The sequence below is a fragment of the Thalassococcus sp. genome (assembly GCF_982780845.1).
Genome location: NZ_CEYADA010000002.1, coordinates 337,725 through 363,391, shown reverse-complemented (window position 1 = coordinate 363,391; position 25,667 = coordinate 337,725). Strand labels below are relative to the sequence as shown.

Genomic DNA, 25,667 nt, shown 5'->3' with positions numbered 1-25,667 from the left:
TGCCGCTTTTCCGCCGATCAGCTGCCGCGATAGGTGGAATATCCGTAGGGCGACAGCAAAAGCGGCACGTGGTAGTGCGCGTCGGCATTTGACATGCCAAAGCGGATCGGTACCTGATCCAGAAACAGCGGATCATCCCCAGCCTGATCACTGGCGCGCAGATAGTCGCCCGCATGGAACACCAGTTCATACTGACCCGTGGCAAAGTCGCCCGCGGGCAGGATCGGCGCATTGGTGCGCCCGTCGTCATTGGTCACCATCTCTGCCAGCTTTTTGCGGGTGTCACCGTCCGTTTGGAACAGTTCGATCCGCAAACCGGCGGCAGGTGTGCCCTTGGCCGTATCCAAAACATGGGTCGTCAGATATCCTTGGGCCATGAAGTGCTCCTTTTTGCGGCGTTTCACAGGTAGTTTGCCCGACAACGCACCGGTTTGAAGCCCAAATCAAGCTGCCGAAAGACCTTTCGGATTTTCTTGAAAATGCTTCGGTGATTTTCTTGTCTATTGTGCACAGAGTTTCATCCAGAAGGGAACAGAATGAACAGATACCCCCGTGACATGATCGGATATGGCCCCACCCCGCCGGACCCCCAGTGGCCCGATGGCGCGAAGGTCGCGGTACAGTTTGTCCTGAATTACGAAGAAGGCGGCGAAAATTGTGTCCTGCATGGTGATGCAGGGTCCGAGGCCTTTTTGTCCGACATCGCAGGCGCGGCCCCTTGGCCCGGTCAGCGGCACTGGAACATGGAATCGATCTACGAATATGGCGCGCGGGCCGGTTTCTGGCGCCTGCACCGCATGTTCACCGGCGCGGACATTCCCGTGACGATTTATGGCGTGGCGACAGCCTTGGCCCGTTCGCCTGAACAGGTCGAAGCGATGCAAGATGCCGGTTGGGAAATCGCATCACACGGGCTGAAGTGGGTCGAACACAAGGACATGCCCGAAGAAGACGAACGCGCCGCCATTGCCGAGGCCGTGCGCCTGCACACCGAAGTCACTGGCGAACGCCCGCGTGGCTGGTACACGGGCCGCTGTTCGGTCAACACCGTGCGGCTGGTCGCCGAAGAAGGCGGGTTCGACTACATCTCGGACACTTATGACGATGACCTGCCCTACTGGGCGCAGTTCAGCGGGCGCGATCAGTTGATCATCCCCTATACGCTGGAAGCCAACGACATGCGCTTTGCCACAGCGCCGGGGTACATCACGGGCGAACAGTTTTTCAGCTATCTCAAAGATGCGTTCGACACGCTTTATGCCGAAGGTCAGGCTGGCCATCCCGCGATGATGTCGATCGGGCTCCACTGCCGCCTGATTGGACGTCCGGGCAAGGCTGCGGGGCTGCAAAGGTTCATCGAGTACATCAAGGGCTTTGACGATGTCTGGTGCCCGCGCCGCATCGACATTGCCGAACATTGGGCACGGGTGAACCCACCCAAGGCAGGCCTGAAACCATCGCAAATGGCGCAAAGCGATTTCGTCGCGGCCTTTGGCGGGATTTACGAACATTCCCACTGGGTCGCCGAACGTGCCTTTGATCTGGAACTGGGTCCGGCGCATGACCGGCCCGCAGGTCTGGCCAACGCCATGGCCCGCGCCTTCCGGTCGGCCAGCGACGACGAACGCCTGTCGGTTCTGCGTGCGCACCCTGATCTGGCTGGCAAACTGGCCGCTGCCAAACGGTTGACCGAGGCTTCGACCTCGGAACAGGCCAGCGCGGGGTTGGACGCGCTGACCGACGACGAACGCGCGCGGTTCACCGAGTTAAACAACGCCTACACCGACAAACACGGATTTCCGTTCATCATCGCCGTCAGGGACCACGACAAGGCGTCGATCCTTGCGGCGTTTGAACGGCGCATCAACAACGACACGCAGACAGAAATGGCCGAGGCCTGCAAACAGGTCGAACGCATCGCCCGCCTGCGCCTGAACGAGGTTCTTTTATGACCGACTACGCCTTTCCCATGGGCGGCTTGCCCGGGCAAAACCAATCGCCCGAAGGCAAAGCAATTTTCACCACGGCCTACGCCGTGATCCCAGCGGACACGATGCGCGATATCGTGACGTCCTTTTTGCCCGGTTGGGTCCACACGCGGGCTTGGGTTCTGGCGCGCCCGCTGTCGGGCTTTGCCGAAACATTCGCCCAACTGGCCGTCGAACTGGCGCCGGGCGGTGGCAGTAACGATCCAGAGCCTGACAAAGGGGCCGAGGGCGTTCTGTTCATGGCCTTTGGCGAAGCCCGCCTGACCCTTGGTCGTGACAGTTATGAGCTAAAGGCAGGCAGCTATGTCTATCTGCCACCCGCTGCAGTTTGGACGATCTTCAATACCTCTGACGAACCCTGCGGCTTTCACTGGGTGCGCAAGAAATACAAAGAGGTCAAAGGCATCATGGTGCCCGAGGCCCTTGTCACCCACGAAACCGATGTCGAGATCGCCCTGATGCCCGGCACCGAAAAATGGGGCACGCAACGCTTTGCCGACCCATTGGATCTGGGCCACGACATGCACGTGAATATCGTGACGTTCCAACCGGGCGGGCGCATTCCGTTTGCAGAAACCCATGTTATGGAGCACGGGTTGTATGTGCTGGAAGGCACCGCAGAATACCTGCTGAACGACACATGGGTCTCGGTCGGCCCCGGTGATTTCATGTGGCTGCGCGCCTTCTGCCCGCAGGCCTGTATCGCCACCGGCGACGGACCGTTCCGGTATCTTCTGTACAAAGACGTCAACCGCCATCCGGAGCTGACGCTGTGAAGCACATCATCGCACAGCCCCTGACAGCCAAGACCTTCGCCCCCTTCGGCGATGTGCTGGATGCCACTGGAACGGTAGACAAGCTGATCAATCAGGGTCTGTGCGAACGCCACCACGACCGCGCTGCGCTGGATTTCGGGCCGGACGGTCAGGCGGGCATTAGCATTTTCAACGCCAAGGCCCGCAGTCTGCCCTATCAGCTTGATCTGGTAGAACGTCACCCCGAAGGATCACAGGCCTTTCTGCCGATGCACGGCAATCCTTGGCTGGTTATCGTGGCAGAAGGCGGCGATCAGCCCGGCGACATCCACGCCTTTCTGGCCTCGCCCTATCAAGGCATCAATTTTCACCGTGGCACATGGCATGGCGTTCTGACGCCCCTTGCTGACCCCGGACTGTTTGCTGTGGTCGACCGCATCGGCGCCACGCCCAACCTTGAAGAACACTGGCTGGATCAGCCCGTGCTCATCACCGCGCCCGAAGGCGCCCAATCCTGCACGTAGAAGGCAGACCATCTGAAACCAACAAGGGAACAGTAACATGACAGACGCTACATCATCGGGGCTAGGCACACCTGCGCAGTTGTCCGATCCGAACTATACGCCACCACTTGGCAAGGCCGTGCCGCTGGGCATTCAGCACGTTCTGGCGATGTTTGCCTCGAACGTGACGCCCGCGATCATCGTGGCCGGTGCGGCAGGCTTCGGCTTTGGGTCGAACAGCCCTGATTTTCCGAACATGATCTACATGATCCAGATGTCGATGCTGTTTGCCGGTATCGCCACGCTGTTCCAGACCATTGGCATGGGCCCTGTGGGCGCGCGCCTGCCGATTGTTCAGGGCACATCCTTTGCCTTCCTGCCTGTTATGATCCCCGCCGTCGCGGGTCAGGGCGTGGCCGGATTGGCAGGCCTGATGACCGGTGTCGCGATTGGCGGTATCTTCCATTTCATCATCGGTACCTTTGTGGGGCGCATCCGCTTTGCGCTGCCGCCGCTGGTCACCGGCCTGATCGTTTTGATGATCGGTCTGTCGCTGATCAAAGTCGGCATCCAGTATGCCGCCGGTGGTGTGCCGCTGATTGGCAAGCCCGAGTACGGCTCGCTAGCGATGTGGACCCCTGCCTTGGCGGTGATCATCGTCACTTTGGCGCTGAAGTTCTTTACCAAGGGCCTGATGTCCGTCGCCGCCGTTCTGGTTGGCCTGATCGCAGGCTACGTGGTTGCGCTGATGATGGGTCAGGTGAACTTTGGCAACATTGGCCGTGCCGCCATGTTCGCCCCGCCCATGCCCTTCAAATGGGGGATCGAGTTCAACAGCGCGATCATTATCGGCATGTGCTTTATGGCGGTTATCTCGGCCATCGAAACGGTTGGTGATGTGTCCGGTATCTGTAAAGGCGGCGCTGGCCGCGAAGCAACTGACAAGGAAATCGCAGGCGCGACCTATGCGGATGGTCTGGGCACAGCAGTGGCCGGTATATTTGGCGGTCTGCCGAACACATCCTTCAGCCAGAACGTCGGCCTGATTTCGATGACAGGCGTCATGAGCCGCCACGTCGTCACCATCGGTGCGATCTTCCTGATTGTCTGCGGTCTGATCCCGAAAATCGGCGCAATCGTTTCGACCGTTCCGATCAACGTGCTGGGTGGCGGTGTGATCGTCATGTTCGGCATGGTCGCCGCTGCCGGTGTGAACATGCTGTCCGGCGTGAACTGGAACCGTCGGAACATGGTGATCTTTGCGGTGTCGCTTTCCATCGGCCTTGGCCTGCAACTGGAACCCGGCGCGCTTCAGCACCTGCCCAAGACAGCGCAGATACTGCTGACCTCGGGCCTGTTGCCTGCCGCGTTCCTGTCCATCGTTCTGAACCTGATCCTGCCGGAAGAACTGGACTGATCCGCACCCGACCGAACAACAAAAGGCCCCGTACATCACGGGGCCTTTTTTGTGTCTGATGCCGTCGGGCGGAAGGCCTATAGATCAATCGGCAAAGGATCGGGCCGCGCCATGCGATCCAGCACTTCGCCAATCAACTGCCAGCGGATCAGCACCTGTTCGGCTGACGCCTCGGCATCGCCCTTTTCAATCGCGTTGATCAGACGGTTCTGTGTCTGGATCGCTTTGCGCAGTGCCTTGCGATCCTTCTTTTTGTCCGGCGCATAGAAGTCGACGCTGAAACGGGTCACGTCGATCATCAGTCGGGTCAAACACAGGTCAAGGTAGGGGTTCCGCGAAGCGGCCCCCAAGGCCGCGTGAAAGTCATGCGCCGCCAGCGTGGCTGCTTGGGCATCGTCCTGTTCAATCGCCTCGGCCATACGCGCCTGTTGGGCATGCAGCGGGTCAACATCCGTCGGACCACGGAATTCGGCCGCCTGCCGCACAACCGCGTTCAGCAGCATCGGGCCGGTCTGTACAAGGCTACGGAAGCCGTGCAAATCCAGCGCGGCAACGCGCGGACGGCTGTTGTGATCGTTGGTCACATAGCCCACACCAGAGAGGCGTTGAAAAATTTCGCGCAGGGGCGTGCGGGACAGCCCGTATTCCGCGCAGAAACGGGACTCTTCCAGAATTTCATCGGGTTTCAGAGTGCCCAGCAGGATGCGACGTCGCAGATCGTCCTGAGCTTCGATTTTCGACATTGCTACCATAGGGGCAGCATAGGGCCGGAATTTCGATTCGCACTACACTCTTTTGATTTCCGTAGGCGACAAAAAGCCCGCACGGGCGGACCGTGCGGGCTGGGCGTAAAGGGGATTTACGCGGCTTTCGGATGTTCAGGGGGTTCCTGCGCGCCGGTCATAAAGGCCACCGCATCTGACATGCTGTGCTCTTTCGGGTCGATCACGCACAACCGGCGACCCAAACGGTGGACGTGGATGCGGTCGGCGACCTCGAACACGTGGGGCATGTTGTGCGAAATCAGGATGATCGGAATGCCACGCGATTTCACGTCCTGGATCAGTTCCAGAACACGGCGGCTTTCTTTAACCCCCAGCGCGGCGGTCGGTTCGTCCAGAATGATCACCTTGGACCCGAAGGCCGCAGCGCGCGCCACAGCGACGCCCTGACGCTGACCACCGGACAGGGTTTCCACCGCCTGATTGATGTTCTGGATCGTCATCAGACCCAGTTCATTCAGCTTTTCGCGGGCGATTTCCTGCATCTTGGCCTTGTCTAGACGACGGAACAGTTTGCCCATGACGCCGGACTGCACGATCTCGCGGCCCATAAACATGTTGTCGGCAATCGACAAAGCGGGCGACATGGCCAGCGTCTGGTAAACAGTTTCGATCCCTGCTTCGCGGGCGTCGATGGGCGAATGGAAATCGACCTTCTGGCCGTCCAGCTCGACCGAGCCCTCGTCCGGCACGACCGCACCGGACAGCGCCTTGATCAGGGTGGATTTACCGGCACCGTTGTCGCCGATTACGGCAAGGATTTCACCCGGCATCAGGTCAAAGTCACACCGGTCCAGCGCTGTCACTTTGCCATAGCGTTTGGTCAGGCCGCGGGCCTTGAGGATGGGCTGTGTCATGCTGTCACCTTTCTGATCCACTGGTCCACACTGACGGCGGCAATGATCAGCACACCGATAAGAAGATAGGTCCACTGCGGGTCGGCACCGGCCATCCGCAGGCCGAGTTCAAAGACACCCACGATCAGCGCACCAAAGAACGCACCCATGATCGAACCGCGCCCGCCGAACAGCGAGATGCCACCGATCACAACCGCAGTGATCGCCTGAATGTTGCCGATGACACCGGTCGTCGCAGACGGCGAAACCGAACCGTAGCGACCGATCATGACCCAAGCGGCCAGACCGCAGATAAAGCCGACCAACATGTACACGGACATAAGCGTTTTATGGACGTTCACACCCGCGAGTTCCGCTGCCTCGGGGTCATCACCCACGGCATAGACGTGACGCCCCCATGCGGTAGAGCGCAGCATATAAGCCAGCACCAGAACCAGCGCGATCATCAGGATCACACCCAGCGGGAACACCGCGCCGCCGAACTTCAGTTTGTAGCCAAGGAACTGCAGGAAAGCCGCGTCATTGGCGATGTCCTGACTGCGGATCGTTTCATTGTCCGAATACAGGTAGTTGGCCGCCAGAACGATCTGCCACATGCCCAGCGTTACGATGAACGGTGGCAGTTTCACGCGGCTGACCAGCCAGCCGTTCACAGCGCCGATCGCTGTGCCCATGGCCAGACCACAGGCAACAGCCGCCGCAGGAGGCATGCCATAGCGGAAAGAAAACTGGCCCATGATCACGGTGCAGAAGACCGCAATCGCGCCAACCGACAGGTCAATACCTGCCGTCAGAATAATCAAGGCTTGCGCCGCAGCCAGAACACCTACGATCTGCACCTGCTGCAGGATCAACGTCAAAGCAAAGGGCGAAAAGAATTTCGACCCTAACACCAATCCGAAAATACAAATGGCTGCGACCAGAACGATCAGCGGAACCAAAGCGGGATTGACGTGCAGCGTGTGCTGGATTTGACCAACCAGCCCTTTGTGCGTGTCTTCGAAGGATGCAACGTCGGTTGCTGCACCACTCGCGGCTGCTTCAAAATTGTCCGATTGGGACATCAAGCCTCTCCATGTTTTTGAGGTTTAAAACGAGAGAACTAGCAAAAAGTCAGGGGCGGGCCGAACCCGCCCCCGCGCTTTACACTGTTCCGTGCCGGGGGTTTTGGTCAAGGGCGCGGTCCAAACCGCACCCTCACCCCCAAGGAGCGATTAGCCCCAGCAGAGGTCGGTGCCTTCGGCGGTATCGATGCTTTCAACACCTTCCGCAGGTTTGTCTGTGACCAGAGCAACGCCTGTGTCAAAGAAGTCTTTGCCTTCGGTCGCAGCCGGCTTCACGCCGTCCTTGGCCCATGCGGCAATCGCTTCGATGCCTTTGGACGCCATCAGCAGCGGGTACTGCTGGGATGTCGCGCCGATCACACCGTCTTTGACGTTCTGAACGCCCGGGCAACCGCCGTCGACAGACACGATCAGCACGTCGTTTTCACGACCGATGTCTTTCAGCGCTTCGTATGCACCGGCAGCGGCAGGTTCGTTGATGGTGTAGACCACGTTGATTTCAGGGTCTTTCGCCAGCAGGCTTTCCATCGCCTTACGGCCACCTTCTTCGTTACCGGCAGTTACGTCGTTACCAACGATACGCGGATCTGTTTCGTCGCCCCATTTGTTGGGATCGCCCAGATCGATGCCAAAGCCCTGAAGGAAGCCCTGATCGCGCAGAACGCCAACGGTCGGCTGGCTGATCGCAAGGTCCAGCATACCGATTTTCGCGTTTGCCGCGTCGTCACCCAGTGTGGCTGCGGCCCACTGACCGATCAGTTCGCCAGCAAGGAAGTTGTCTGTCGCGAATGTCATGTCAGCCGCGTCGATCGGGTCCAGCGGTGTGTCCAGCGCGATGACCAGCAGGCCTGCGTCGCGCGCTTGCTGTACGGACGGCACGATGCCGGATGTGTCGGACGCTGTCAGCAGGATGCCTTTCGCGCCGTTCGCGATGCATGTCTCGATGGCCTGAACCTGAGTTTCGTTGTCGCCGTCGACTTTGCCCGCGTAAGAGTTCAGTTCGATGCCCAGTTCAGCCGCTTTTGCTTCCGCACCTTCACGCATTTTTACAAAAAACGGATTTGTGTCCGTTTTAGTAATCAGGCACGCGCTGACAGAGTGACCGGCTGCAAACGCAGGGGCCGCCATAGCTGTTGTGATCGCTGCCGCACCCAAGAGTGTCGCAATGCGAGTTGTTTTGAATGTCATGTTCTTCCTCCCATGCAGGCGGATGGTCCGCCCAAATCAATCAAAGGCGAAGAAGGCGCTGATACGCCCGCTTCGTCGGGGTGCAGAAAACACAGAATCACCGGCGACTGTCAATAAATAAATCACTCTTATTTATTATTGACAGCGACGAGCCGCTTGCCCAATGTCACGGCCACTGTGAAGACGTTCGAGGTAAGCCGTGACACCATCCCACAATTCCGAAAAAGACGATCGCGCGGATGGCGTTCTTATCTCGTCAGCACGCGGCACCAACCAAAGCGGGATGCGCGCACGCAATGAACGGCTGGTTCTGACACTGGTCCGCCGCCACACCGCGCTTGCCAAAGCTGAAATCGCCCGCGCCACGGGATTGTCTGCGCAGACCGTGTCCGTGATCATGCGCGAATTGGAAGCGGACGGCCTGCTGGTCAAAGGCGAACCGGTGCGTGGCAAGGTCGGGCAGCCTTCTGTGCCTATGCGTCTTTGCCCTGAAGGTGCGTTTTTCTTCGGTCTCAAGATCGGCCGCCGTAGCGCCGAACTGGTTCTGACCAACTTCCTCGGGGAAGAAATCGAAAGCCGCCAGTCGACCCACCGCTTTCCGAAGTTCGAAGATATTTTGTCCTTTACCATGAAGGGCATAAACGAACTGACCCGCAAAATCCCACCCGAGCATCGCAACCGGATTGCGGGTCTTGGCATCGCGATGCCTTTCCAGATCTGGGACTGGGCGCGCATGATGAACCTTGAACCCAGCGTGGCCAATGCCTGGCGCACCCGCAGTATGCGCGACGAAATCGCGATCAGTCTGCCCTATCCTGTGTTCATGCAAAACGATGCCAGCGCCGCTTGCGGAGCCGAGCTTGTTTTCGGCACACAAGAAGACCTGCCTTCGACGTTTCTGTATTTCTACATCGGCTATTTCATCGGGGGCGGCGTGGTTCTGAACGGCGCGCTGTACACAGGCAAATCCGGCAATGCCGGTGCCATCGGTTCTATGCCCGTGCCCACGGGTTCGGGCAGCGCGCAGCTTATCGATCTGGCGTCGCTTTCGGGAATTGAAGCGATGATCGAGAAGCGCGGGGAAAGCGCCGATTCACTCTGGAAACAGCCCGAAAGCTGGGAGGTCGATTCGACCATTCTGGACGAATGGCTGGCGCAGGCGAGCATGGGAATCGCCCATGCGATCGCGGCATCCGTGTCGGTGATCGACTTTGAACTGGTGATGATTGACGGCTGGATGCCCGAACATCTGCGCACACGACTGGTCGAAGAAACACAGGCAGCCATTTCCAAAGTGAATATCGCAGGCCTGTCCACGCCCCAGATTGTCAGCGGCACCGTGGGGCCCAAGGCCCGCGCCATGGGCGCCGCCAGCCTGCCGCTGTCGGAACGGTTTCTGCTGGAAGGCGCAGCCTTCTACTAAACCCCGCCAGATCCGCACCAAACAAAACCGCCCACATCTGTCGGGCGGTTTTTCGTTTGGCCAACAAAAAAACCCGGGCGCGAACGCCCGGGTCAGTAAGAAACGCTGATTGGAAGGAGTTATCAGCCTTTCGAGAACTCAGGGTACGCTTCCATACCCAGCTCAGCCATGTCGAGACCGTTGATCTCGTCCTCTTCGCTGACACGGATACCTGTGACGGCTTTGAGGATGAACCAAACAACGGCGGAGACGACGAAGGTGAAGACACCGATGGCGATGATGCCAGTGATCTGAGCACCCCAGTTACCTGTGTAGAAGGCAACCGCCAGAGTACCCCAGATACCTGCGATCAGGTGAACCGGGATCGCACCAACAACGTCATCGATCTTCAGCTTGTCCAGCATCGGGACGGCGAAGACAACGATCACACCACCGATACCACCAGTGATCAGCGAGCCGAACAGGGAGGGTGCCAGCGGTTCCGCTGTGATGGATACCAGACCGGCCAGAGCGCCGTTCAGGGTCATTGTGAGGTCAGGCTTTTTGTACAGAACCTGTGTCAGCAGCAGAGCAACTACAGCACCGGCAGCCGCCGCCATGTTTGTGTTGGCGAAGATGCGGGATACGTCTGTTACGTCACCGACTGTGCCCATTGCCAGCTGCGAGCCGCCGTTGAAGCCGAACCAACCCAGCCACAGGATGAATGTACCCAGTGTTGCCAGTGCAAGGTTCGAACCCGGCATCGGAACTGTGCGGCCGTCTTTGTACTTGCCGATACGCGGACCAAGGATCAGAGCACCTGCCAGAGCTGCCCAGCCACCTGCTGCGTGTACCAGTGTGGAACCGGCGAAGTCAGAGAAGCCCAGTTCCGACAACCAGCCGCCACCCCACTGCCAGGACGCTTCGATCGGGTAGATGAAGCCTGTCAGTACGACAACGAAGATCAGGAAGGGCCACAGTTTGATACGCTCGGCCAGAGTACCGGAAACGATCGATGCTGTTGTGGCACAGAACATCAGCTGGAAGAAGAAGTCGGAACCAACGGATGCATAGTCCAGAGCAGCTGCGTCAGCCGCCAGACCTACGGGCTCAAGAACTGTCGGCGAGAACAGCGTGCCTACATAGCCGGAAACCAGCCAGCCGTCGCCCGGGTACATCAGGTTGAAACCAACCAGCCAGTACATGATTGCTGCGATCGAGAAGAGCGCGATGTTTTTTGTCAGCTGCATGGTCACGTTCTTGGAACGCACCAGGCCTGCTTCAAGCATTGCGAAACCGGCTGCCATCCAGAAGACGAGGAAACCGCCCATGAGGAACAGCAGGGTCGTAAAGATATAGGGGTTGATGTCGGGCGCTGCGGCCGCTTCGGCCTCCTGCGCCATACCGAGCGTCGGAAGTGCGGCAAGCGCGACGACCGGGGCCAGTGTTTTCAAAAGCTTCATTGTCCGTTTTCCCTTAGTTTTTTGTGTGCTGGCAGAAATCAGATCGCGTCTGCGTCTGTTTCACCGGTCCGCACACGAACCGCTTGCTGAACGTCCAGCACAAAGATTTTGCCGTCGCCGATTTTGCCGGTCTGAGCTGTCTTGGTGATGGTTTCGACCACTTGGTCGGCCATCGAACCCGCAACTACGATTTCCAGCTTGATTTTCGGCACAAAGTTCACGGCGTATTCCGCGCCACGATAAATCTCTGTGTGTCCCGACTGAGAGCCGAAGCCCTTGATTTCTGTCACCATCATGCCGCGAACGCCGATGGCGGTCAGTGCTTCGCGGACCTCCTCCAGCTTGAACGGCTTGATCGTCGCAATGATCAGTTTCACCTTGTTCCCTTTCCGGTCTTTGGCAGGACGGACCTGCACTTCGCCCTTGCAGCAAAAGAGCGTGAGGGACTGTTTTGAAAGGTGAACTGCCCATTTTCTGGGCCTGTGGACTCGAATAGTTGCACAATTTTTGCACAAATTCAGTTTAATGATGAAAATTTAAGCGCAAATAAAACCCAAACCGACACTTGCAATGGTGCACATTGCTGCCGTCAGCCACTATCTTAGGTGCAAACTAAGACTGGCTGGGCAGAGCAAAATGGCTGATTCACCCCGTGGCAAAGGCAAGCTTGTTGCCGACCGCCGCTATCCGAAAAGAAAATCGGCACCTGCCAGTAAGGCAAAGGCGGCGCCCAAGAAACTCAAAGCGGCCAAAAAGCCCGTCAAAGGCGGAAACATTGTGACGCGCGGCATTCGCGGACTGTTCCGCTGGATATTCCGCGTGATCTGGCTTGTTACCTCGCGGGTTACTGCGGTTGGTCTGATTATCCTCGGGCTTGCTGTGGCGTATTTTTACGCACAACTGCCCGAAGCAAAGGCATTTGTAGACGGTCGCGCACAGGGGTCGGTCACGATGTACGACCGCAACGGGCAGGTTTTTGCATGGCGCGGCGACCAGTTCGGCGGTGCGGTCACCGCAGACTCGGTCTCGCCCCACCTCAAAAACGCGGTCATCGCGACCGAAGACAAACGTTTCTACTGGCATCTGGGCATCAGCCCGCGGGGCATTGCCTCGGCAGTGCGCATCAACCTGCGCGAAGGACGTGGACCGCTTCAGGGGCACGGCGGCTCGACCATCACACAGCAGACCGCGAAACTGCTGTGCCTTGGCGTCGAATACGATCCCGCCGTTTGGGAAACCGAGGCGGAATACGTTGCTGACTGTCGCCGTTCATCGCTGGCCCGTAAGGCCAAAGAGGCGATCTATTCCATGGCGATGGAAGTCAAATACACCAAGGATGAAATCCTTTCGATCTACCTGAACCGCGCCTACATGGGCGCAGGTGCCTACGGCGCAGAAGCAGCATCCCAGCGCTATTTCTCGAAACCTGCGTCGGCGCTAAATGCATCCGAGGCCGCGATCCTTGCAGGCCTTCTGACTGCTCCCAGCACACTGGCACCCACATCAAACCTTGAACGCAGCCGCAACCGTGCCGAAGTCGTCCTTGGCCTGATGGAAGATCAGGGATACCTGACTGCGACCGAAGCCGATGCTGCCCGCGCCAATCCTGCCGTTCTGTCGGATGCCGCCGAACGTTTGCGCGGCGGCTACTTTGCCGACTGGGTGATGGACACCCTTCCGCCTTTTGCAGACGTGTCGTCCCGTCAGGATATCGCGATACAGACAACACTCGATCCGCGCCTGCAACGCGCAGCCGAACAGGCGATGACCGAGATTTTCAGCACAAAGGTCCGCGAAGGATCCAAAGCGCAAGCAGCAATTGTGGTCATGAGTGCCGATGGCGCCGTCCGCGCCATGGTCGGTGGTCGCCAGATCAACGTATCGGGCGTCTTCAACCGCGCGACACAAGCGAAACGCCAGACCGGTTCGGCGTTCAAGCCATTTGTCTATGCCACAGCGCTGGAGCTGGGTCACTCGCCGTACGACTCCGTCGTGGATGAACCGTACTGCATGAACATTCCCGGTTCCGGAGAATGGTGCCCGAAGAACTACACCAACCGTTACGAAGGCAAAGTATCGCTGGTTCTGGCTTTGAAAGAGTCGCTGAACATTCCCGCTGTGAAAGTGTCGGAAAGCGTCGGTCGCGACTTGGTACGCCGTGTTGCGGGGGACTTCGGCATCAACAGCGATCTGATCGATACACCGTCTTTGGCACTTGGCGCGTCCGAGGCTTCGCTTCTGGAAATGACCGGCGCCTACGCGGGTATTTTGAATGGTGGCTCGTCCGTGCGGCCCTATGGCGTCCGCGAACTGCGCATCAAGGGTGATGACGAAGCGATGATCGGCCAGCGTGGCGGGATCGGTGAACGGGTCATTAACGAAACAGCCGCCAAGCAGCTTGTCTTCATGATGGAAAAGGTCGTGTCCGAGGGCACAGGCCAACGCGCCAAACTGCCTGACCGTCAGGCTGCGGGCAAAACGGGCACCACACAGGCCGCGCGGGATGCGTGGTTTGTCGGCTTCACCGCTGATTACGTCGCCGGTGTCTGGATGGGCTATGACGACAACACGCCGCTGACCGGCGTCACCGGTGGCGGTCTGCCAGCAGAAATCTGGCGCGAAACCATGGTGCGTGTGCATGAAGGCGTGCCGCCCAAGCCGCTGCCGATGATCGTGCCGGAACCGCCGCGCGTGGTCGAAACCCAACCCGCGCCGCAGCCTGCCCCGCGTCAGCAACAACAACCACGCCGCAAAGATCCGGTCGAGGGTTTCGTCGAACAGCTGCTTCGCGATATTTTCGGTAACTAAGGCGTAGTATCAGGCCAGTGCGGAGAACACATTGATCCGCGCTGGCACCGAAATACCGGTGTCGCTCACGAATTCGCTGAACGCCTTATCCAGATCATCGAACAACGCGGCGCGCTGTTCCTGCGTAACCTCGCAGTCGCGCAAGAAGCGCCCCACAGGTCCGATATGCGGCACCAACTGCCGCAACGCAGGCCACCCGTCGGGGTGATCCAATGTCAGATCGACCGCCTCGCCCACCGGATCGGCAAAACCGCCCGCTTTCAGAAAGCTTACACCGCGATCGATATCGCGCAGCGACATCGGGCCCGGTGCATCCGGATCGCCATCGGGCAAATCGCCGAAATGCTGCACCGCGATTTTGCGGGCCAGCGAGAACCAAGGGTTAAACGTCGCATCTGCCCAAGTGATGAACACGATGCGGCCACCGGGACGCAGGGCGCTATGCAGGTTGGCAAAGGCCGCCTCGGGATCGTCAAAGAACATCACCCCGAAGCGCGACACGATCAGATCGGCAGCCCCGTCGAAGTCAGCGGTTTGCGCATCCGCCAGATGAAAGCTGACGTTCGACACGCCTTTCTTCTCACGGCGTTCTTCGGCTTTGGTCAAAAGAGGCTCGGAAATATCATAGCCCGACACAGCCCCTGACGGCCCAACCAGTTCCGCCAGCGCAAACGAAGACGTGCCCGCCCCGCAGCCGATATCGATCACCGTTTCACCGGCCTCGGGCGCGGCGCAATCCAGAAGCTTTTCCAGAACCGAATGATGCATGATGTCCAGATCGCGGTAGAACCGCACCCAGTTCGCACCGGGTTTGTCGTTCCAGAATTGGCGTTGGCTTTCGTTCGCTTCGGTCACTGTGATCCCCCGAATATGCCCGAACCTCTGAAAGTTGTTCTTGGGCATTCTGCATTCATCCTTTAACGAATGTGTCTATAAAGAATTTCAGTATGTAAACATGTCCCGATTTTTGGGCGGAGCCTTTTATGACCAAACTCAGCGAAACCACAGGGGCCGAGGAACTGCGCCAGGCGCGCCGTGAAAGCCGTGGGCTGTATTGGGCGGTGGGTATTTTCAGTGTCTTTGTGAACCTGCTGATGCTGACGGGCCCGCTTTATATGTTGCAGGTCTATGACCGCGTTCTGGGGTCACGGTCAGTCGAAACGCTGGTGGCTTTGTCGGCGGTGGTTCTGTTCCTCTATGCGATGATGGGCCTGCTGGACTATGTGCGCGGTCGGATCATGGCGCGGGTGGCCGCGCGGTTCCAATCCCGTCTGGATACACGCGTGTTTGACGCCGTGATGCGACGCTCTGCTGTGCGCCCTGATGCGTTGGCTGCAACCGGCCTGCGTGATCTGGAATCTGTGCAGCGCCTGATGTCATCCCCCGTGATCGGTGCCCTGTTCGATCTGCCATGGACGCCTGTGTTCCTGTTCGGGATTATGCTGTTCCATCCGTGGCTGGGATACCTTGCCATGTCCGGCGGTGCCGTTCTGATCGCGATCACACTGTTCAATCAGTGGCTCAGCCGGAAACCTACATTGGCGTCCCAACGCGCGGGCCACGCGGCAGATAAAACCGCCGAAGATATTCGCGCCGAGGCCGAGATGGTGCAGGCCTTGGGCATGCGCGATCAGGCGTTTGGGCGTTGGCAAACCGCCCGCGACACTTCGCTTGAGGCGCATATCGCGACCACTGATGTGACCGGCGGCTTTACCGTCATGACCAAAACATTCCGCATGATCCTGCAATCGGCAATGCTGGGTCTGGGGGCCTATCTGGTTCTGCAAAACGAACTGACCGCTGGTGCGATGATCGCGGGGTCAATCCTGTTGGGCCGTGCGCTGGCACCGATCGAACTGATCGTCGGGCAGTGGCCTATGGTCGAACGGGCGCGCAAAGGGTGGGACAACCTTGCCACCTTGCTGACCGAACATCCCGTCGAACAGTTGAAGACACAGCTTCCCGACCCGCGCGCGATTCTGAACGTTCAACAACTGACCATCGTGCCGCCGGGCGACCAGCAGGCGGCGCTGCGCATGGTCAGTTTCCAACTGAACCAAGGGCAGGCTTTGGGCGTGATCGGGCCGTCTGGTGCGGGAAAATCCACGCTGGCTCGCGCCCTGACGGGCATCTGGCATCCGGCGGGTGGCAAAATCCGTCTGGATGGCGCGACGCTGGATCAGTATGGCGTCGAACGGCTGGGCCGCCACATCGGGTACTTGCCCCAGCGCGTGACGCTGTTCGAAGGCACAGTCGCCGAAAACATCGCCCGCCTTCAGCCCGACGCCGACCCAGCCAAGATTGTCGAAGCCGCCAAAAAAGCCGCGGCGCACGACATGATCTTGAAGCTGCCCGAAGGCTATGACACCCGCATCAGCGCGACAGGCGGTCGTCTTTCCGGCGGGCAGATGCAGCGGATCGGTCTGGCCCGCGCGCTTTATGGTGATCCGGTACTTCTGGTTCTGGATGAGCCGAACTCGAACCTCGACAACGAAGGATCCGAGGCTGTGAACGCCGCGATCCGCGATTTCAAAAACACCGGACGCGCCGTGCTGGTCATGGCCCACCGCCCCGCCGCCATTCAGGAATGCGATCTGCTGCTGATGCTGGAAGGCGGGCAGCGCACGGCCTTTGGCCCGCGCGATGAGGTGCTGAAATCGGTGGTTTCGAATTACCAGCAACTCACAGGCGCCAAGAAAGCGCCGGGGGGCGTACGATGACCGACAAGAAACGCTATTCCGTCCGTGGATTTACGATGCTGGGTCTGTTGGGTCTGGCCATTCTGGTCGGCGGCTTCGGCACATGGGCCGCGATCACCAACATCTCGGGCGCGATCATTGCGCCGGGCCAGATCGTGGTCGACCGCAATCGTCAAATCGTTCAGCACCCTGATGGCGGTGTGGTGTCTGAAATTCTGATCGATGAGGGCGACACCGTTGTGGCCGATCAGGTTCTGCTGCGGCTCGATCCGACATTGCTACAATCGCGCCTGTCGATTGTCGAAAGCCAGTACTTTGAAATCATCGCACGGCGCGCACGGCTGCAGGCGGAACGTGACGGGCTGGAACAGATTTCCTTTCCTGAAGAATTGCTGACCGAGGCCGAAACTTCGGCCGAGGTGGCCGAACAGATCGAAGGCCAGCGCAGCCTGTTCGTGGCCCGCAAAGCATCGGACGCGCGCGAGTTGGAGCAGCTTCAGAAACGGGCTGACCAGATTGCCGACCAGATCGTTGGCATCGACGCCCAACAAGCGGCGCTGAACGAACAACTTGAACTGATCGAAAGCGAGTTGGTCGATCAGCAATCGCTGTTGGACAAAGGATTGGCGCAAGCCAGCCGTGTTCTGGCGCTGAAGCGCGAGAAATCGAACCTGATGGGCACCGTCGGTGAACTGACCGCACAAAAGGCCCAATCCGAAGGACGGATTACCGAACTGGACCTTGAAGCGATCAAGCTGGAAACCCAGCGCCGAGAAGAGGCGATAAGCGAAATCCGTGACCTTCAGGTCAATGAACGGGAAATGGCCGAAGAACGCCGCGCGCTTCGTGAACAGCTTGACCGGCTGGACATCCGCGCGCCCGTGTCGGGCGTGATCTATGGCCTGACGGTCTTTACGCCCCGTTCGGTCATCCGCGCGGCTGATCCGGTGCTGTTTCTAGTCCCGCAAGATCGCCCCCTGATCATCGAGGCCCGCGTCGACCCGATCCACATCGACCAGATCCGACTGGGGCAAGAGGTGCTTTTGCGCTTCTCGGCTTTGGACCAACGCAGCACACCGGAACTGGTGGGGCAGGTCACTCAGGTTTCTGCCGACGCGTTTCAGGATGATAACACCGGCCTCAACTTCTACATGGCTGAAGTGACGCTCTCCGAGGGCGAAATCGACCGCCTGCCAGAGGGTGTGACCCTGATCCCTGGCATGCCTGTCGAAAGCTTCCTGCGGACAGAAGATCGCACGCCCTTGGCCTATTTTGTCAAACCGCTGTCAGATTACTTTGCTAAGGCGTTCCGCGAAAGCTGACCCGCTGTCGTGATTGCGCCGAAAAGCGATCTTTCGCTGCGCGCGACAACGGCGTAGCGTGGCCGCAAAGCAAACACCTAAGGACACGACATGACACAAGATGCCCTGACAAAACTGGCCGAACTTGGCCTGACCCTGCCTGACGCCCCCGCACCTGCGGCGAACTACGTGCCGTTCGTCAAATCGGGCAACCAGCTGTTCGTTTCCGGCCAGATTTCCAACGGCCCCGACGGGCTGATTACAGGCAAACTTGGCGCGGACATGTCGGTCGAAGAGGGCGCTGCCGCCGCACAATCCTGCGCACTTAGCCTGATCGCCCAGCTGAACGCCGCCGTCGATGGCGATCTGAGCCGTCTGGTCCGCGTCGTCAAACTGGTGGGCTTTGTGAACTCGACCGCCGATTTCACGGACCAGCCCAAGGTCATCAACGGCGCGTCAGATCTGATGGTTGCGGTCTTCGGCGATGCTGGCCGCCACGCGCGCTCTGCCGTTTCTGCCGCATCCCTGCCCCTTGGCGTCGCGGTCGAAATCGAAGCGATTTTCGAGATCAACTGATGAAAACCCTGCCCGCCTCGTTTCTGGCCGCTCCGATTGCCCATCGCGCCTATCATGACATCCATGACGGACGTCCTGAAAACAGCCGCGCCGCAATCCGCGCGGCCATCGCGGCGGGCTTCGGAATCGAGATTGATCTGCAACTTTCCAAAGACGGTCAGGCCATGGTTTTCCACGACTATGACCTGCGCCGCCTGACACCCGAACAAGGTGCCGTGCGCCAGCGGACAGCGGCAGAATTGCAGGCCATTCCTCTGCTGCACGGTGACGAAGGCATTCCGACCCTGACCGAGGTGTTGGACATCGTCGCCGGCAAGGTCCCCCTGCTGATCGAAATTAAGGATCAAGATGGCGGTATGGGCCCCAACGTAGGCCCCTTGGATCAGGCCACCGCCGACGCGCTAATGGGCTACACAGGCCCCGTCGCCGTTATGTCGTTCAACCCGCATAGCATCGCCGAAATGGCCCGCCTTGCGCCTGACGTGCCGCGCGGCCTGACCACCAGCGCCTATGACCCGAACGATTGGAAAACGCTGAAACAGTCCACCTGCGACACGCTGCGCGATATCCCCGATCTGGAGCGTACCGGATCGTGCTTTATCAGCCACGAAGCCGCCGACCTGCCCCGCCCGCGCGTGGCCGAGATCAAGGCGCAAGGTCTGCCGATCCTGTGCTGGACAATCAGATCGCCGGAACAAGAGGCAGAGGCGCGGAAAATCGCGGATAATGTCACCTTCGAGGGCTACGCCGCTTGAAGCGCCGCCGCGGAACACCAGATACTTTGGTGCACGAGGGCCCATGACTGACATCACCGAAGATACAACTTTAACCATCAACGCGCTGTCGTCACTGGACCAGATCGACGCCGCCACATGGGATGCCTGCGCCTGCCCCGAGGCCGCAGATGGTGGCCGTCCGGTTGACCCGTTCACGACCTACCGCTTTCTGAAAGCGCTGGAAGACAGCGGATCCGTGGGGCCCGAAACGGGCTGGGATTCGCGCTATCTGACGGCTGAAATTGGCGGTCAGGTGATCGCGGTCGCGCCCCTTTACGGCAAATCCCATTCACAGGGCGAATACATCTTCGATCACAACTGGGCCCATGCCTATGAACAGGCGGGCGGGCGGTATTATCCGAAACTGCAAATGGCAGTGCCCTTCACCCCCGCCACAGGCCGCCGGTTTCTGACCCGCCCGGGCTATGACACCGTTGGCATGTCCGCCTTGGTTCAGGGGGCTGTCGAACTGGCCACACAGAACCATGTCTCTTCGCTGCACATCACCTTCTGCACCGAGGCCGAGGCGATCGCAGGCGGCAAAATGGGCCTGATGCGCCGCATCACCCAGCAGTTCCACTGGCTGAACGACAACTACGCCAGTTTCGACGATTTCCTGACCAGCCTGTCGTCGCGCAAGCGCAAAACCATCCGCAAGGAACGACGCACCGCGCAGGACTTCGGAGGAGAGATCGTCACCCTGATCGGCGACGATATCCAACCCGAAGATTGGGACAGCTTCTGGCAGTTCTATCAGGACACCGGCGCGCGCAAATGGGGCTCGCCCTATCTGACACGGGCGTTTTTTGATATCATCCACGACACAATGCGCGACGACATCGCCTTGGTCATGGCGCGGCGCGACGGGCAGAACGTGGCAGGCGCCATGAACCTGATCGGGCGCGATACGCTCTACGGACGATACTGGGGATGTATCGAAGATCATCCCTGCCTACACTTCGAAGCGTGCTATTATCAGGCAATTGATCTGGCGATTCAGCTGGGCCTGAAACGGGTCGAGGCCGGCGCGCAGGGCGAACACAAACTGGCCCGCGGCTATCTGCCTGCCGAAACCCATTCGCTGCACTGGGTCGCCGATGCCGGATTTGCCAACGCCATCGACCGCTATCTGGCCGAAGAACGCCGCGCGGTCAGCCACGACATAGAAGTCCTGACAAGCTATGGCCCGTTCCGGAAAACCGAAATCGAGGAACAACAATGATCGAAAAACTGAGCGAGACCGCCCGAAAGACGATGCTGGAACCCCTGTTCGACACAGGCTGGGCCATGGTCGATGGTCGCGACGCGATCAGCAAGACCTATACGTTTGAAACCTTCGTCGACGCGTTCGGCTGGATGACCCGCGCCGCACTGTGGGCCGAAAAATGGAACCATCACCCCGAATGGTTCAACGTCTACAACAAGGTCACTGTCACCCTGTCGACCCATGACGTAGACGGCCTGTCATCGCTTGATGCGAAACTCGCCCGCAAAATGGACAGCCTGTAGTTTGGGTATTTTCTGTCCCCAAATACCTTGGGGGAATTGGCCGCAGGCCAAGGGGGCAAAGCCCCCTCGCCCCTAGCCAGAATCACATCGCTTCCAGCAGTGTCTCACCAGCAGAAATGCTGCACTCGCCCGCCGCTTCTTCTTCGTTCAGGATGGTCACGACACCATCTTCAACCAGCATCGAGAAACGCTTGCAGCGGTCATAAAAACCAACCGGCGGTGCGGTGAATTCCATGCCGATCGCTTTGGTGAACGATGCATCGCCATCCGCCAGCATTGTCAGGCCCGCGTCTTCTGCGCCTGTGTTTTCCGCCCATGCCTTCATGACAAACGGGTCGTTCACGGCCACACAGATGATTTCATCCACGCCTTTTTCAGCAAACGCATCTTTGGTGCGGATAAAGCTGGGAACATGCGCCGCCGAACAGGTGCGGGTGAACGCGCCCGGAAGACCGAACAGAACAACCTTCCGTCCTTTCAGCTTTTCGGCCAGATCGACCGTCGCCGGACCCTCGTCGCCCATGACCAGAAATGTTGCATTCGGCAGTGTATCGCCTTTTTTGATAGCCATTACGCTCTTCCCAAATTTGCGTTTCGTTCTCTGCCAGATATAGGGTGCCCCAAGCAAAAACCAGTAAGGGTTCGAAAAGATGACAAAGGTCGTTGTTGTAGGTGCCGGACAAGCCGGCGCTTCGGTGGTTGCAAAGCTTCGCAACAAGGGGTTCGAAGGGGCGATCACCATGATCGGCGAAGAACCCGCCGTGCCGTATCAGCGCCCGCCGTTGTCCAAGGCCTACCTGCTGGGCGAGATGGAACTGGATCGTCTGTATCTGCGCCCCGAAAGCTTTTATGCGGACAACAACATCGACCTGATCCTGTCCAACAAAGTTCAGGCAATCGACCCTGCGGCAAAGACCGTCACAGTGGATGGCAAGACCGTGGATTATGACGAACTGGTGCTGACCACAGGGTCCTATCCCCGTCGCTTGCCCGCTTCGATTGGCGGCGATCTGGACGGTGTGTTCACGGTTCGCGGTCTGGCCGATGTAGATGCCATGCAGCCGCGTTTTACCGAAGGCGCCAAGGTGCTGATCGTCGGCGGTGGTTATATCGGGCTTGAGGCCGCAGCCGTCGCTGCCAAACTGGGTCTGGACGTCACGCTTGTCGAAATGTCCGACCGCATCCTGCAGCGCGTCGCAGCCAAGGAAACATCCGACTATTTCCGCAAGCTGCACACAGATCACGGCGTCAAAATTCTGGAAAGCACCGGCCTGAACCGCCTGACAGGTGAAGGTCATGTATCCGGTGCGGAACTTAGTGACGGCACCACGCTGGACGTGGATTTCGTGATTGTTGGTGTGGGGATCGTGCCCGCCACCGAACTGGCCGAGGCCGCAGGCCTTGAGATCGACAACGGCATCAAGATCGACAGCTTTGGCCGCACGTCCGATCCGCACATCTGGTCGGCAGGCGACTGCGCGTCCTTCCCCTACAAAGGCGACCGCCTGCGTCTGGAAAGTGTGGGCAACGCGATTGATCAGGGCGAAATCGTTGCTGAAAATATTATGGGCGCGGAAACGCCCTATACCGCCAAGCCGTGGTTCTGGTCGGACCAGTATGACTGCAAACTGCAGATCGCGGGCCTGAACGCGGGCTATGACCGTATCGTAACGCGCCAAGGGGCCGATGGATCGGTGTCCTACTGGTACTACAAGGGCGAAACGCTGCTGGCGCTGGACGCGATGAATGACCCTCGCGCCTATATGGTCGGCAAACGCCTGATCGAAAACGGCAAGTCGCCCAACCCGACGCTGATCGCCGACCCTGCCCAAGACCTCAAGCCGCTGCTCAAAGCGTGAGGATCATTGCAGGCACCCATCGCGGTCGCGCCCTGACCTCTGTGGGCAAGGGCGATCCGGGCGCACATCTGCGCCCGACCACCGACCGCGTCCGCGAAAGCCTGTTCAACATGCTGGCGGGTGGCCGTTTCGGCGACCCGTTTGATGGCGCGCAGGTGCTGGACCTGTTCGCAGGAACCGGCGCTTTGGGGCTAGAGGCGCTGTCGCGCGGGGCCGATCACGTGACCTTTGTCGACGACGGGCGCAAGGCCGGTCAACTGGTGCGCGCGAATATCAAGCTGTTGGGCGTGGGCGGGCAAACAACCGTGCTGGGCACCAACGCCACACGTCTGCCAGCCGCGACCACCCCCGCCACGCTGGTCTTTCTGGATCCGCCCTACGGCAAATCACTGGGGGAAAAGGCGTTGGCGTCGGCGCGTAACGCTAGCTGGATCGCGCCCGAAGCCCTGATCGTCTGGGAAGAATCCGCCCCAATGGACGCGCCCGAGGGCTTCGATTTTCTGGAACACCGCAAATACGGCGACACACATGTGACGCTAATGGAAGCGGTCTAAACCTCGCGCCCTGCCAGCTTGGCTGCGCGATGTGTCCAGAGCACGTGGCCCAAGGCCCCCAGTGCTCCGATCCCGCCTGCGATGCCCAACGCCAGAAGACCGAATTGTTCAAGCATCAGCCCGCCCACCGCCGCGCCAGAAGCCGTACCGACATAGATCGCGGCGGCGTTCAGGGCAAAGACCACGCTGGCCTCTTCCGGTGCTAGGGCCAGCAGGCGTATTTGCTGGGATGCCATAAAGGCCCAGCAGGACATGGACCAGAAGAACACCACGGCGAACAGTCCGAGCTTGGCAAAGGGCAACGCGGAAAACAGCGGCATCAGGACGATCAGCGCAAGGCATAGGATCACCAGCGTTTTGACAGCACCCAAGGCATCAGCCATCTGCCCGCCCAACTGGTTTCCTGTCACGGCGGCGATGCCGAAGATCAGCAGAACCAACGTGATCCCGTCACGGCCAAAGCCCATCGTGTCTGTCAGCAGCGGAGACAGGTAGGTGTAGATGATGTAGATCGGGCCAAGGAAAGCGGCGGTGAACAGAACCACCGCGATCAACAGCCCGTCCTTCAAAACCCGCCCCAGATCACGCAGCGACACGGGCTGAAGGCTTAGGCCCCTAGGCACACGCAGCCACACAACCACCAAGGCGATCAGAGCCAGCACAAGCACCATGACAAAGGCCATCCGCCAGCCGAATGTATAAGCCACCCAACTGCCCGCAGGCACGCCGAACACCTGCGCCAATGACAGGCCGAAGACCACATTTGCCAAGGCCCGCCCACGCACAGCCGCAGGTGACACCGCAGCCGTCACAGCCGCAGCGACAGGCGTGAACATCCCCGCGCCAGCCGCCGCCAAAGCGCGCGAGGCATAAAGTGTCGGCAAGTTCGGGGCAAAGGCACATCCCGCAGCGCCCAGCGCAAACATCCCCATGCCCAGCGCCAGAACGCGCCTGCGCCCGATGGCACCGGTTGCCGAAACCAGAAGCGGGGACAGGATTGCATAGGAAATGGCGTAAAACGTCATCAACCACCCCGCCGCCGCGCGCGAGATGGTGAAGGCGTCGGCCACCGGATCGATTAAACCGACCACGATGAACGCGCCCATGCCGATAACAAAGTTGCAGGCCGACAGCGCCCAGATCAGATCGGTGGGCGCCGAGGTATCCTTAGCCATAGGTGGGGTGGAACTTGCCTGCCGGTGACAGGGTAAAGATATCCACGCCATCCGCCGTCACACCGACGGAATGTTCGAACTGCGCCGAAAGGGATTTGTCGCGTGTGACCGCTGTCCAGTCGTCTGCCAGAACCTTGGTTTCGGGGCGTCCCAGATTGACCATCGGCTCGATTGTAAAGAACATGCCTTCTTCCAGCACAGCACCGGTACCGGCGCGGCCATAGTGCAGAACGTTCGGCGGGGCGTGGAACACACGGCCAAGACCGTGGCCGCAGAAATCCCGCACCACAGACATGCGCTGCGCTTCGACATAGGTCTGGATCGCGTTGCCGATGTCGCCGAATGTGTTGCCGGGTTTGACCATTTCGATCCCCAGCATCAGCGCATCATGGGTGACCTGAATAAGCCGTTCGGTTTTGCGCGACAGCTTGCCTGCCACATACATGCGGCTTGTGTCGCCATACCAGCCATCGACAATCACGGTGACGTCGATGTTCAGGATATCGCCATCCTTCAGTTTTTTATCGCCGGGGATGCCGTGGCAGACCACGTGGTTCACGCTGATACAGGTCGCGTGCTGATAGCCCTTATAGCCGATCGTCGCCGAAATCGCGTTTTCTTCCTCGATCCGGTTGCGGATGAAGTCATCAATCGCGCCAGTGGTCTGGCCCGGAAAGACATGCTCGGCAACTTCGTCCAACAACTGCGCTGCCAGACGACCGGCCTTGTGCATGCCGTCATAATCGCTTGCGTCGTAAATGCGGATGCCTTCGCGGGTCAGGCGGCCTCTTGCTTCGTTCAAAACGGGACTCCCGTAGCTTCGTTGCCCGTTATGTAATGCCGTTTTCGCCAAGAGGCCAGAGTAACGCCGCGGTGCGGCTAATTTCGAAGGCGTTGGCACCTAAGCGAAGGATGCAGGCAGCCACATGAGTATTGACCAATCCAACGGGACGTCCGACCATCTACCCTAGATTGAAAACAAAGGTTTTGG

At 59.4% G+C, this 25,667-nt stretch carries 25 protein-coding genes; 14 read left to right on the top strand and 11 right to left on the bottom strand.

What is annotated here, in order from left to right; all coding sequences use genetic code 11:
* Positions 1 to 17: 17 nt before the first annotated feature.
* Positions 18 to 377 carry a hydroxyisourate hydrolase gene (gene uraH, locus AC4FIA_RS03905; RefSeq protein ID WP_490364790.1) on the bottom strand — a complete coding sequence of 120 codons (360 nt, stop codon included), beginning with the start codon at positions 375 to 377 and terminating at the stop codon, positions 18 to 20.
* A 159-nt stretch (positions 378 to 536) separates the two neighbouring features.
* Between uraH and puuE the strand changes: the two genes are divergently transcribed.
* From puuE to AC4FIA_RS03885, 4 genes are read left to right on the top strand one after another with little or no spacing between them, the layout of a single operon-like run.
* Entirely contained in the window at positions 537 to 1,952 is a 1,416-nt protein-coding gene (puuE, locus tag AC4FIA_RS03900) for an allantoinase PuuE (RefSeq protein ID WP_490364789.1), read from the top strand.
* Positions 1,949 to 2,764, top strand: a complete 816-nt coding sequence (locus AC4FIA_RS03895; protein ID WP_490364788.1) for a bifunctional allantoicase/(S)-ureidoglycine aminohydrolase — start codon at positions 1,949 to 1,951, stop codon at positions 2,762 to 2,764. Before puuE ends, AC4FIA_RS03895 begins: the two co-directional genes overlap by 4 nt.
* Positions 2,761 to 3,267: an ureidoglycolate lyase gene (locus AC4FIA_RS03890; RefSeq protein ID WP_490364787.1), complete on the top strand. Its 507-nt coding sequence runs from the start codon at positions 2,761 to 2,763 to the stop codon at positions 3,265 to 3,267. The genes AC4FIA_RS03895 and AC4FIA_RS03890 overlap by 4 nt, the downstream gene beginning before the upstream one ends.
* Positions 3,268 to 3,304: 37 nt before the next feature.
* Positions 3,305 to 4,663, top strand: coding sequence for a uracil-xanthine permease family protein (locus AC4FIA_RS03885; RefSeq protein WP_490364786.1), 1,359 nt, complete (start codon positions 3,305 to 3,307; stop codon positions 4,661 to 4,663).
* Between the two features lie 77 nt (positions 4,664 to 4,740).
* Here the strand turns inward: AC4FIA_RS03885 and AC4FIA_RS03880 are convergent, their stop codons facing one another.
* From AC4FIA_RS03880 to AC4FIA_RS03865, 4 genes are all read right to left on the bottom strand, one after another.
* Entirely contained in the window at positions 4,741 to 5,406 is a 666-nt protein-coding gene (locus tag AC4FIA_RS03880) for a GntR family transcriptional regulator (protein WP_490364785.1), read from the bottom strand.
* Between the two features lie 116 nt (positions 5,407 to 5,522).
* A complete protein-coding gene (locus AC4FIA_RS03875; RefSeq protein WP_490364784.1) occupies positions 5,523 to 6,302 on the bottom strand; it encodes an ATP-binding cassette domain-containing protein in 780 nt (259 codons plus the stop codon).
* Positions 6,299 to 7,366 carry an ABC transporter permease gene (locus AC4FIA_RS03870; protein ID WP_103910539.1) on the bottom strand — a complete coding sequence of 356 codons (1,068 nt, stop codon included), beginning with the start codon at positions 7,364 to 7,366 and terminating at the stop codon, positions 6,299 to 6,301. The genes AC4FIA_RS03875 and AC4FIA_RS03870 overlap by 4 nt, the downstream gene beginning before the upstream one ends.
* A gap of 150 nt (positions 7,367 to 7,516) precedes the next feature.
* Positions 7,517 to 8,554, bottom strand: a complete 1,038-nt coding sequence (locus tag AC4FIA_RS03865) for a sugar ABC transporter substrate-binding protein (protein ID WP_473031104.1) — start codon at positions 8,552 to 8,554, stop codon at positions 7,517 to 7,519.
* A 199-nt stretch (positions 8,555 to 8,753) separates the two neighbouring features.
* Here AC4FIA_RS03865 and AC4FIA_RS03860 point away from each other — a divergent pair, with 199 nt between their 5' ends.
* Positions 8,754 to 9,977, top strand: coding sequence for an ROK family transcriptional regulator (locus tag AC4FIA_RS03860; protein WP_490364783.1), 1,224 nt, complete (start codon positions 8,754 to 8,756; stop codon positions 9,975 to 9,977).
* Positions 9,978 to 10,099: 122 nt separating this feature from the next.
* On the opposite strand, the gene AC4FIA_RS03855 is transcribed toward AC4FIA_RS03860, so the two are convergent.
* Positions 10,100 to 11,419, bottom strand: a complete 1,320-nt coding sequence (locus AC4FIA_RS03855; protein ID WP_490364782.1) for an ammonium transporter — start codon at positions 11,417 to 11,419, stop codon at positions 10,100 to 10,102.
* A gap of 38 nt (positions 11,420 to 11,457) precedes the next feature.
* Entirely contained in the window at positions 11,458 to 11,796 is a 339-nt protein-coding gene (locus tag AC4FIA_RS03850; protein WP_103910835.1) for a P-II family nitrogen regulator, read from the bottom strand.
* 259 nt (positions 11,797 to 12,055) lie between these two features.
* Here AC4FIA_RS03850 and AC4FIA_RS03845 point away from each other — a divergent pair, with 259 nt between their 5' ends.
* On the top strand, positions 12,056 to 14,227 hold the full coding sequence (locus AC4FIA_RS03845; protein WP_490364781.1) for a transglycosylase domain-containing protein: 2,172 nt from the start codon (positions 12,056 to 12,058) through the stop codon (positions 14,225 to 14,227).
* A gap of 9 nt (positions 14,228 to 14,236) precedes the next feature.
* Here AC4FIA_RS03845 and AC4FIA_RS03840 read toward each other — a convergent pair whose 3' ends face one another.
* Positions 14,237 to 15,130 carry a class I SAM-dependent methyltransferase gene (locus tag AC4FIA_RS03840; protein ID WP_490364780.1) on the bottom strand — a complete coding sequence of 298 codons (894 nt, stop codon included), beginning with the start codon at positions 15,128 to 15,130 and terminating at the stop codon, positions 14,237 to 14,239.
* An 80-nt stretch (positions 15,131 to 15,210) separates the two neighbouring features.
* On the opposite strand from AC4FIA_RS03840, the gene AC4FIA_RS03835 reads away from it, so the two are divergent.
* The 6 genes from AC4FIA_RS03835 (at position 15,211) to AC4FIA_RS03810 (ending at position 21,088) form a co-directional block, all read left to right on the top strand.
* A complete protein-coding gene (locus AC4FIA_RS03835) occupies positions 15,211 to 16,947 on the top strand; it encodes a type I secretion system permease/ATPase (protein ID WP_103910544.1) in 1,737 nt (578 codons plus the stop codon).
* Positions 16,944 to 18,248, top strand: a complete 1,305-nt coding sequence (locus tag AC4FIA_RS03830) for an HlyD family type I secretion periplasmic adaptor subunit (RefSeq protein ID WP_490364779.1) — start codon at positions 16,944 to 16,946, stop codon at positions 18,246 to 18,248. Before AC4FIA_RS03835 ends, AC4FIA_RS03830 begins: the two co-directional genes overlap by 4 nt.
* Positions 18,249 to 18,338: 90 nt before the next feature.
* Positions 18,339 to 18,803: a RidA family protein gene (locus AC4FIA_RS03825; RefSeq protein WP_287475140.1), complete on the top strand. Its 465-nt coding sequence runs from the start codon at positions 18,339 to 18,341 to the stop codon at positions 18,801 to 18,803.
* Positions 18,803 to 19,558, top strand: a complete 756-nt coding sequence (locus tag AC4FIA_RS03820) for a glycerophosphodiester phosphodiesterase family protein (protein ID WP_490364778.1) — start codon at positions 18,803 to 18,805, stop codon at positions 19,556 to 19,558. The genes AC4FIA_RS03825 and AC4FIA_RS03820 overlap by 1 nt, the downstream gene beginning before the upstream one ends.
* A 43-nt stretch (positions 19,559 to 19,601) precedes the next feature.
* Entirely contained in the window at positions 19,602 to 20,801 is a 1,200-nt protein-coding gene (locus tag AC4FIA_RS03815; protein WP_490364777.1) for a GNAT family N-acetyltransferase, read from the top strand.
* Positions 20,798 to 21,088, top strand: coding sequence for a 4a-hydroxytetrahydrobiopterin dehydratase (locus tag AC4FIA_RS03810; protein WP_490364776.1), 291 nt, complete (start codon positions 20,798 to 20,800; stop codon positions 21,086 to 21,088). Before AC4FIA_RS03815 ends, AC4FIA_RS03810 begins: the two co-directional genes overlap by 4 nt.
* An 82-nt stretch (positions 21,089 to 21,170) precedes the next feature.
* Here AC4FIA_RS03810 and AC4FIA_RS03805 read toward each other — a convergent pair whose 3' ends face one another.
* Positions 21,171 to 21,659: a peroxiredoxin gene (locus AC4FIA_RS03805; protein ID WP_103910550.1), complete on the bottom strand. Its 489-nt coding sequence runs from the start codon at positions 21,657 to 21,659 to the stop codon at positions 21,171 to 21,173.
* A 79-nt stretch (positions 21,660 to 21,738) separates the two neighbouring features.
* Between AC4FIA_RS03805 and AC4FIA_RS03800 the strand changes: the two genes are divergently transcribed.
* Both AC4FIA_RS03800 and rsmD read left to right on the top strand, forming a co-directional pair.
* The gene (locus AC4FIA_RS03800) at positions 21,739 to 22,947 is read left to right on the top strand and encodes an NAD(P)/FAD-dependent oxidoreductase (RefSeq protein ID WP_490364775.1); all 1,209 of its coding nucleotides are present in this window, start codon (positions 21,739 to 21,741) and stop codon (positions 22,945 to 22,947) included.
* Positions 22,944 to 23,501 carry a 16S rRNA (guanine(966)-N(2))-methyltransferase RsmD gene (gene rsmD, locus AC4FIA_RS03795; protein ID WP_490364774.1) on the top strand — a complete coding sequence of 186 codons (558 nt, stop codon included), beginning with the start codon at positions 22,944 to 22,946 and terminating at the stop codon, positions 23,499 to 23,501. The genes AC4FIA_RS03800 and rsmD overlap by 4 nt, the downstream gene beginning before the upstream one ends.
* On the opposite strand, the gene AC4FIA_RS03790 is transcribed toward rsmD, so the two are convergent.
* Both AC4FIA_RS03790 and map read right to left on the bottom strand, forming a co-directional pair.
* Complete coding sequence (locus AC4FIA_RS03790) at positions 23,498 to 24,676, bottom strand: MFS transporter (RefSeq protein WP_490364773.1); 1,179 nt, start codon at positions 24,674 to 24,676, stop codon at positions 23,498 to 23,500. The two genes, rsmD and AC4FIA_RS03790, sit on opposite strands and share 4 nt — an antisense overlap.
* Positions 24,669 to 25,478 (bottom strand): type I methionyl aminopeptidase, encoded by an 810-nt coding sequence (gene map, locus AC4FIA_RS03785; RefSeq protein WP_146064529.1) that lies wholly within the window; start codon positions 25,476 to 25,478, stop codon positions 24,669 to 24,671. Before map ends, AC4FIA_RS03790 begins: the two co-directional genes overlap by 8 nt.
* Positions 25,479 to 25,667 lie beyond the last annotated feature (189 nt).

What these genes read in the sequence shown, in the direction of transcription:
- AC4FIA_RS03840 (WP_490364780.1), bottom strand. Translation starts at nt 15,130, where the DNA reads ATGCCCAAGAACAACTTTCAGAGGTTCGGGCATATTCGGGGGATCACA.
- AC4FIA_RS03880 (WP_490364785.1), bottom strand. Translation starts at nt 5,406, where the DNA reads ATGTCGAAAATCGAAGCTCAGGACGATCTGCGACGTCGCATCCTGCTG.
- AC4FIA_RS03875 (WP_490364784.1), bottom strand. Translation starts at nt 6,302, where the DNA reads ATGACACAGCCCATCCTCAAGGCCCGCGGCCTGACCAAACGCTATGGC.
- AC4FIA_RS03885 (WP_490364786.1), top strand. Translation starts at nt 3,305, where the DNA reads ATGACAGACGCTACATCATCGGGGCTAGGCACACCTGCGCAGTTGTCC.
- AC4FIA_RS03865 (WP_473031104.1), bottom strand. Translation starts at nt 8,554, where the DNA reads ATGACATTCAAAACAACTCGCATTGCGACACTCTTGGGTGCGGCAGCG.
- puuE (WP_490364789.1), top strand. Translation starts at nt 537, where the DNA reads ATGAACAGATACCCCCGTGACATGATCGGATATGGCCCCACCCCGCCG.
- AC4FIA_RS03805 (WP_103910550.1), bottom strand. Translation starts at nt 21,659, where the DNA reads ATGGCTATCAAAAAAGGCGATACACTGCCGAATGCAACATTTCTGGTC.
- AC4FIA_RS03810 (WP_490364776.1), top strand. Translation starts at nt 20,798, where the DNA reads ATGATCGAAAAACTGAGCGAGACCGCCCGAAAGACGATGCTGGAACCC.
- AC4FIA_RS03820 (WP_490364778.1), top strand. Translation starts at nt 18,803, where the DNA reads ATGAAAACCCTGCCCGCCTCGTTTCTGGCCGCTCCGATTGCCCATCGC.
- AC4FIA_RS03800 (WP_490364775.1), top strand. Translation starts at nt 21,739, where the DNA reads ATGACAAAGGTCGTTGTTGTAGGTGCCGGACAAGCCGGCGCTTCGGTG.
- AC4FIA_RS03870 (WP_103910539.1), bottom strand. Translation starts at nt 7,366, where the DNA reads ATGTCCCAATCGGACAATTTTGAAGCAGCCGCGAGTGGTGCAGCAACC.
- AC4FIA_RS03790 (WP_490364773.1), bottom strand. Translation starts at nt 24,676, where the DNA reads ATGGCTAAGGATACCTCGGCGCCCACCGATCTGATCTGGGCGCTGTCG.
- uraH (WP_490364790.1), bottom strand. Translation starts at nt 377, where the DNA reads ATGGCCCAAGGATATCTGACGACCCATGTTTTGGATACGGCCAAGGGC.
- AC4FIA_RS03825 (WP_287475140.1), top strand. Translation starts at nt 18,339, where the DNA reads ATGACACAAGATGCCCTGACAAAACTGGCCGAACTTGGCCTGACCCTG.
- AC4FIA_RS03830 (WP_490364779.1), top strand. Translation starts at nt 16,944, where the DNA reads ATGACCGACAAGAAACGCTATTCCGTCCGTGGATTTACGATGCTGGGT.
- AC4FIA_RS03895 (WP_490364788.1), top strand. Translation starts at nt 1,949, where the DNA reads ATGACCGACTACGCCTTTCCCATGGGCGGCTTGCCCGGGCAAAACCAA.
- AC4FIA_RS03855 (WP_490364782.1), bottom strand. Translation starts at nt 11,419, where the DNA reads ATGAAGCTTTTGAAAACACTGGCCCCGGTCGTCGCGCTTGCCGCACTT.
- AC4FIA_RS03815 (WP_490364777.1), top strand. Translation starts at nt 19,602, where the DNA reads ATGACTGACATCACCGAAGATACAACTTTAACCATCAACGCGCTGTCG.
- AC4FIA_RS03845 (WP_490364781.1), top strand. Translation starts at nt 12,056, where the DNA reads ATGGCTGATTCACCCCGTGGCAAAGGCAAGCTTGTTGCCGACCGCCGC.
- AC4FIA_RS03835 (WP_103910544.1), top strand. Translation starts at nt 15,211, where the DNA reads ATGACCAAACTCAGCGAAACCACAGGGGCCGAGGAACTGCGCCAGGCG.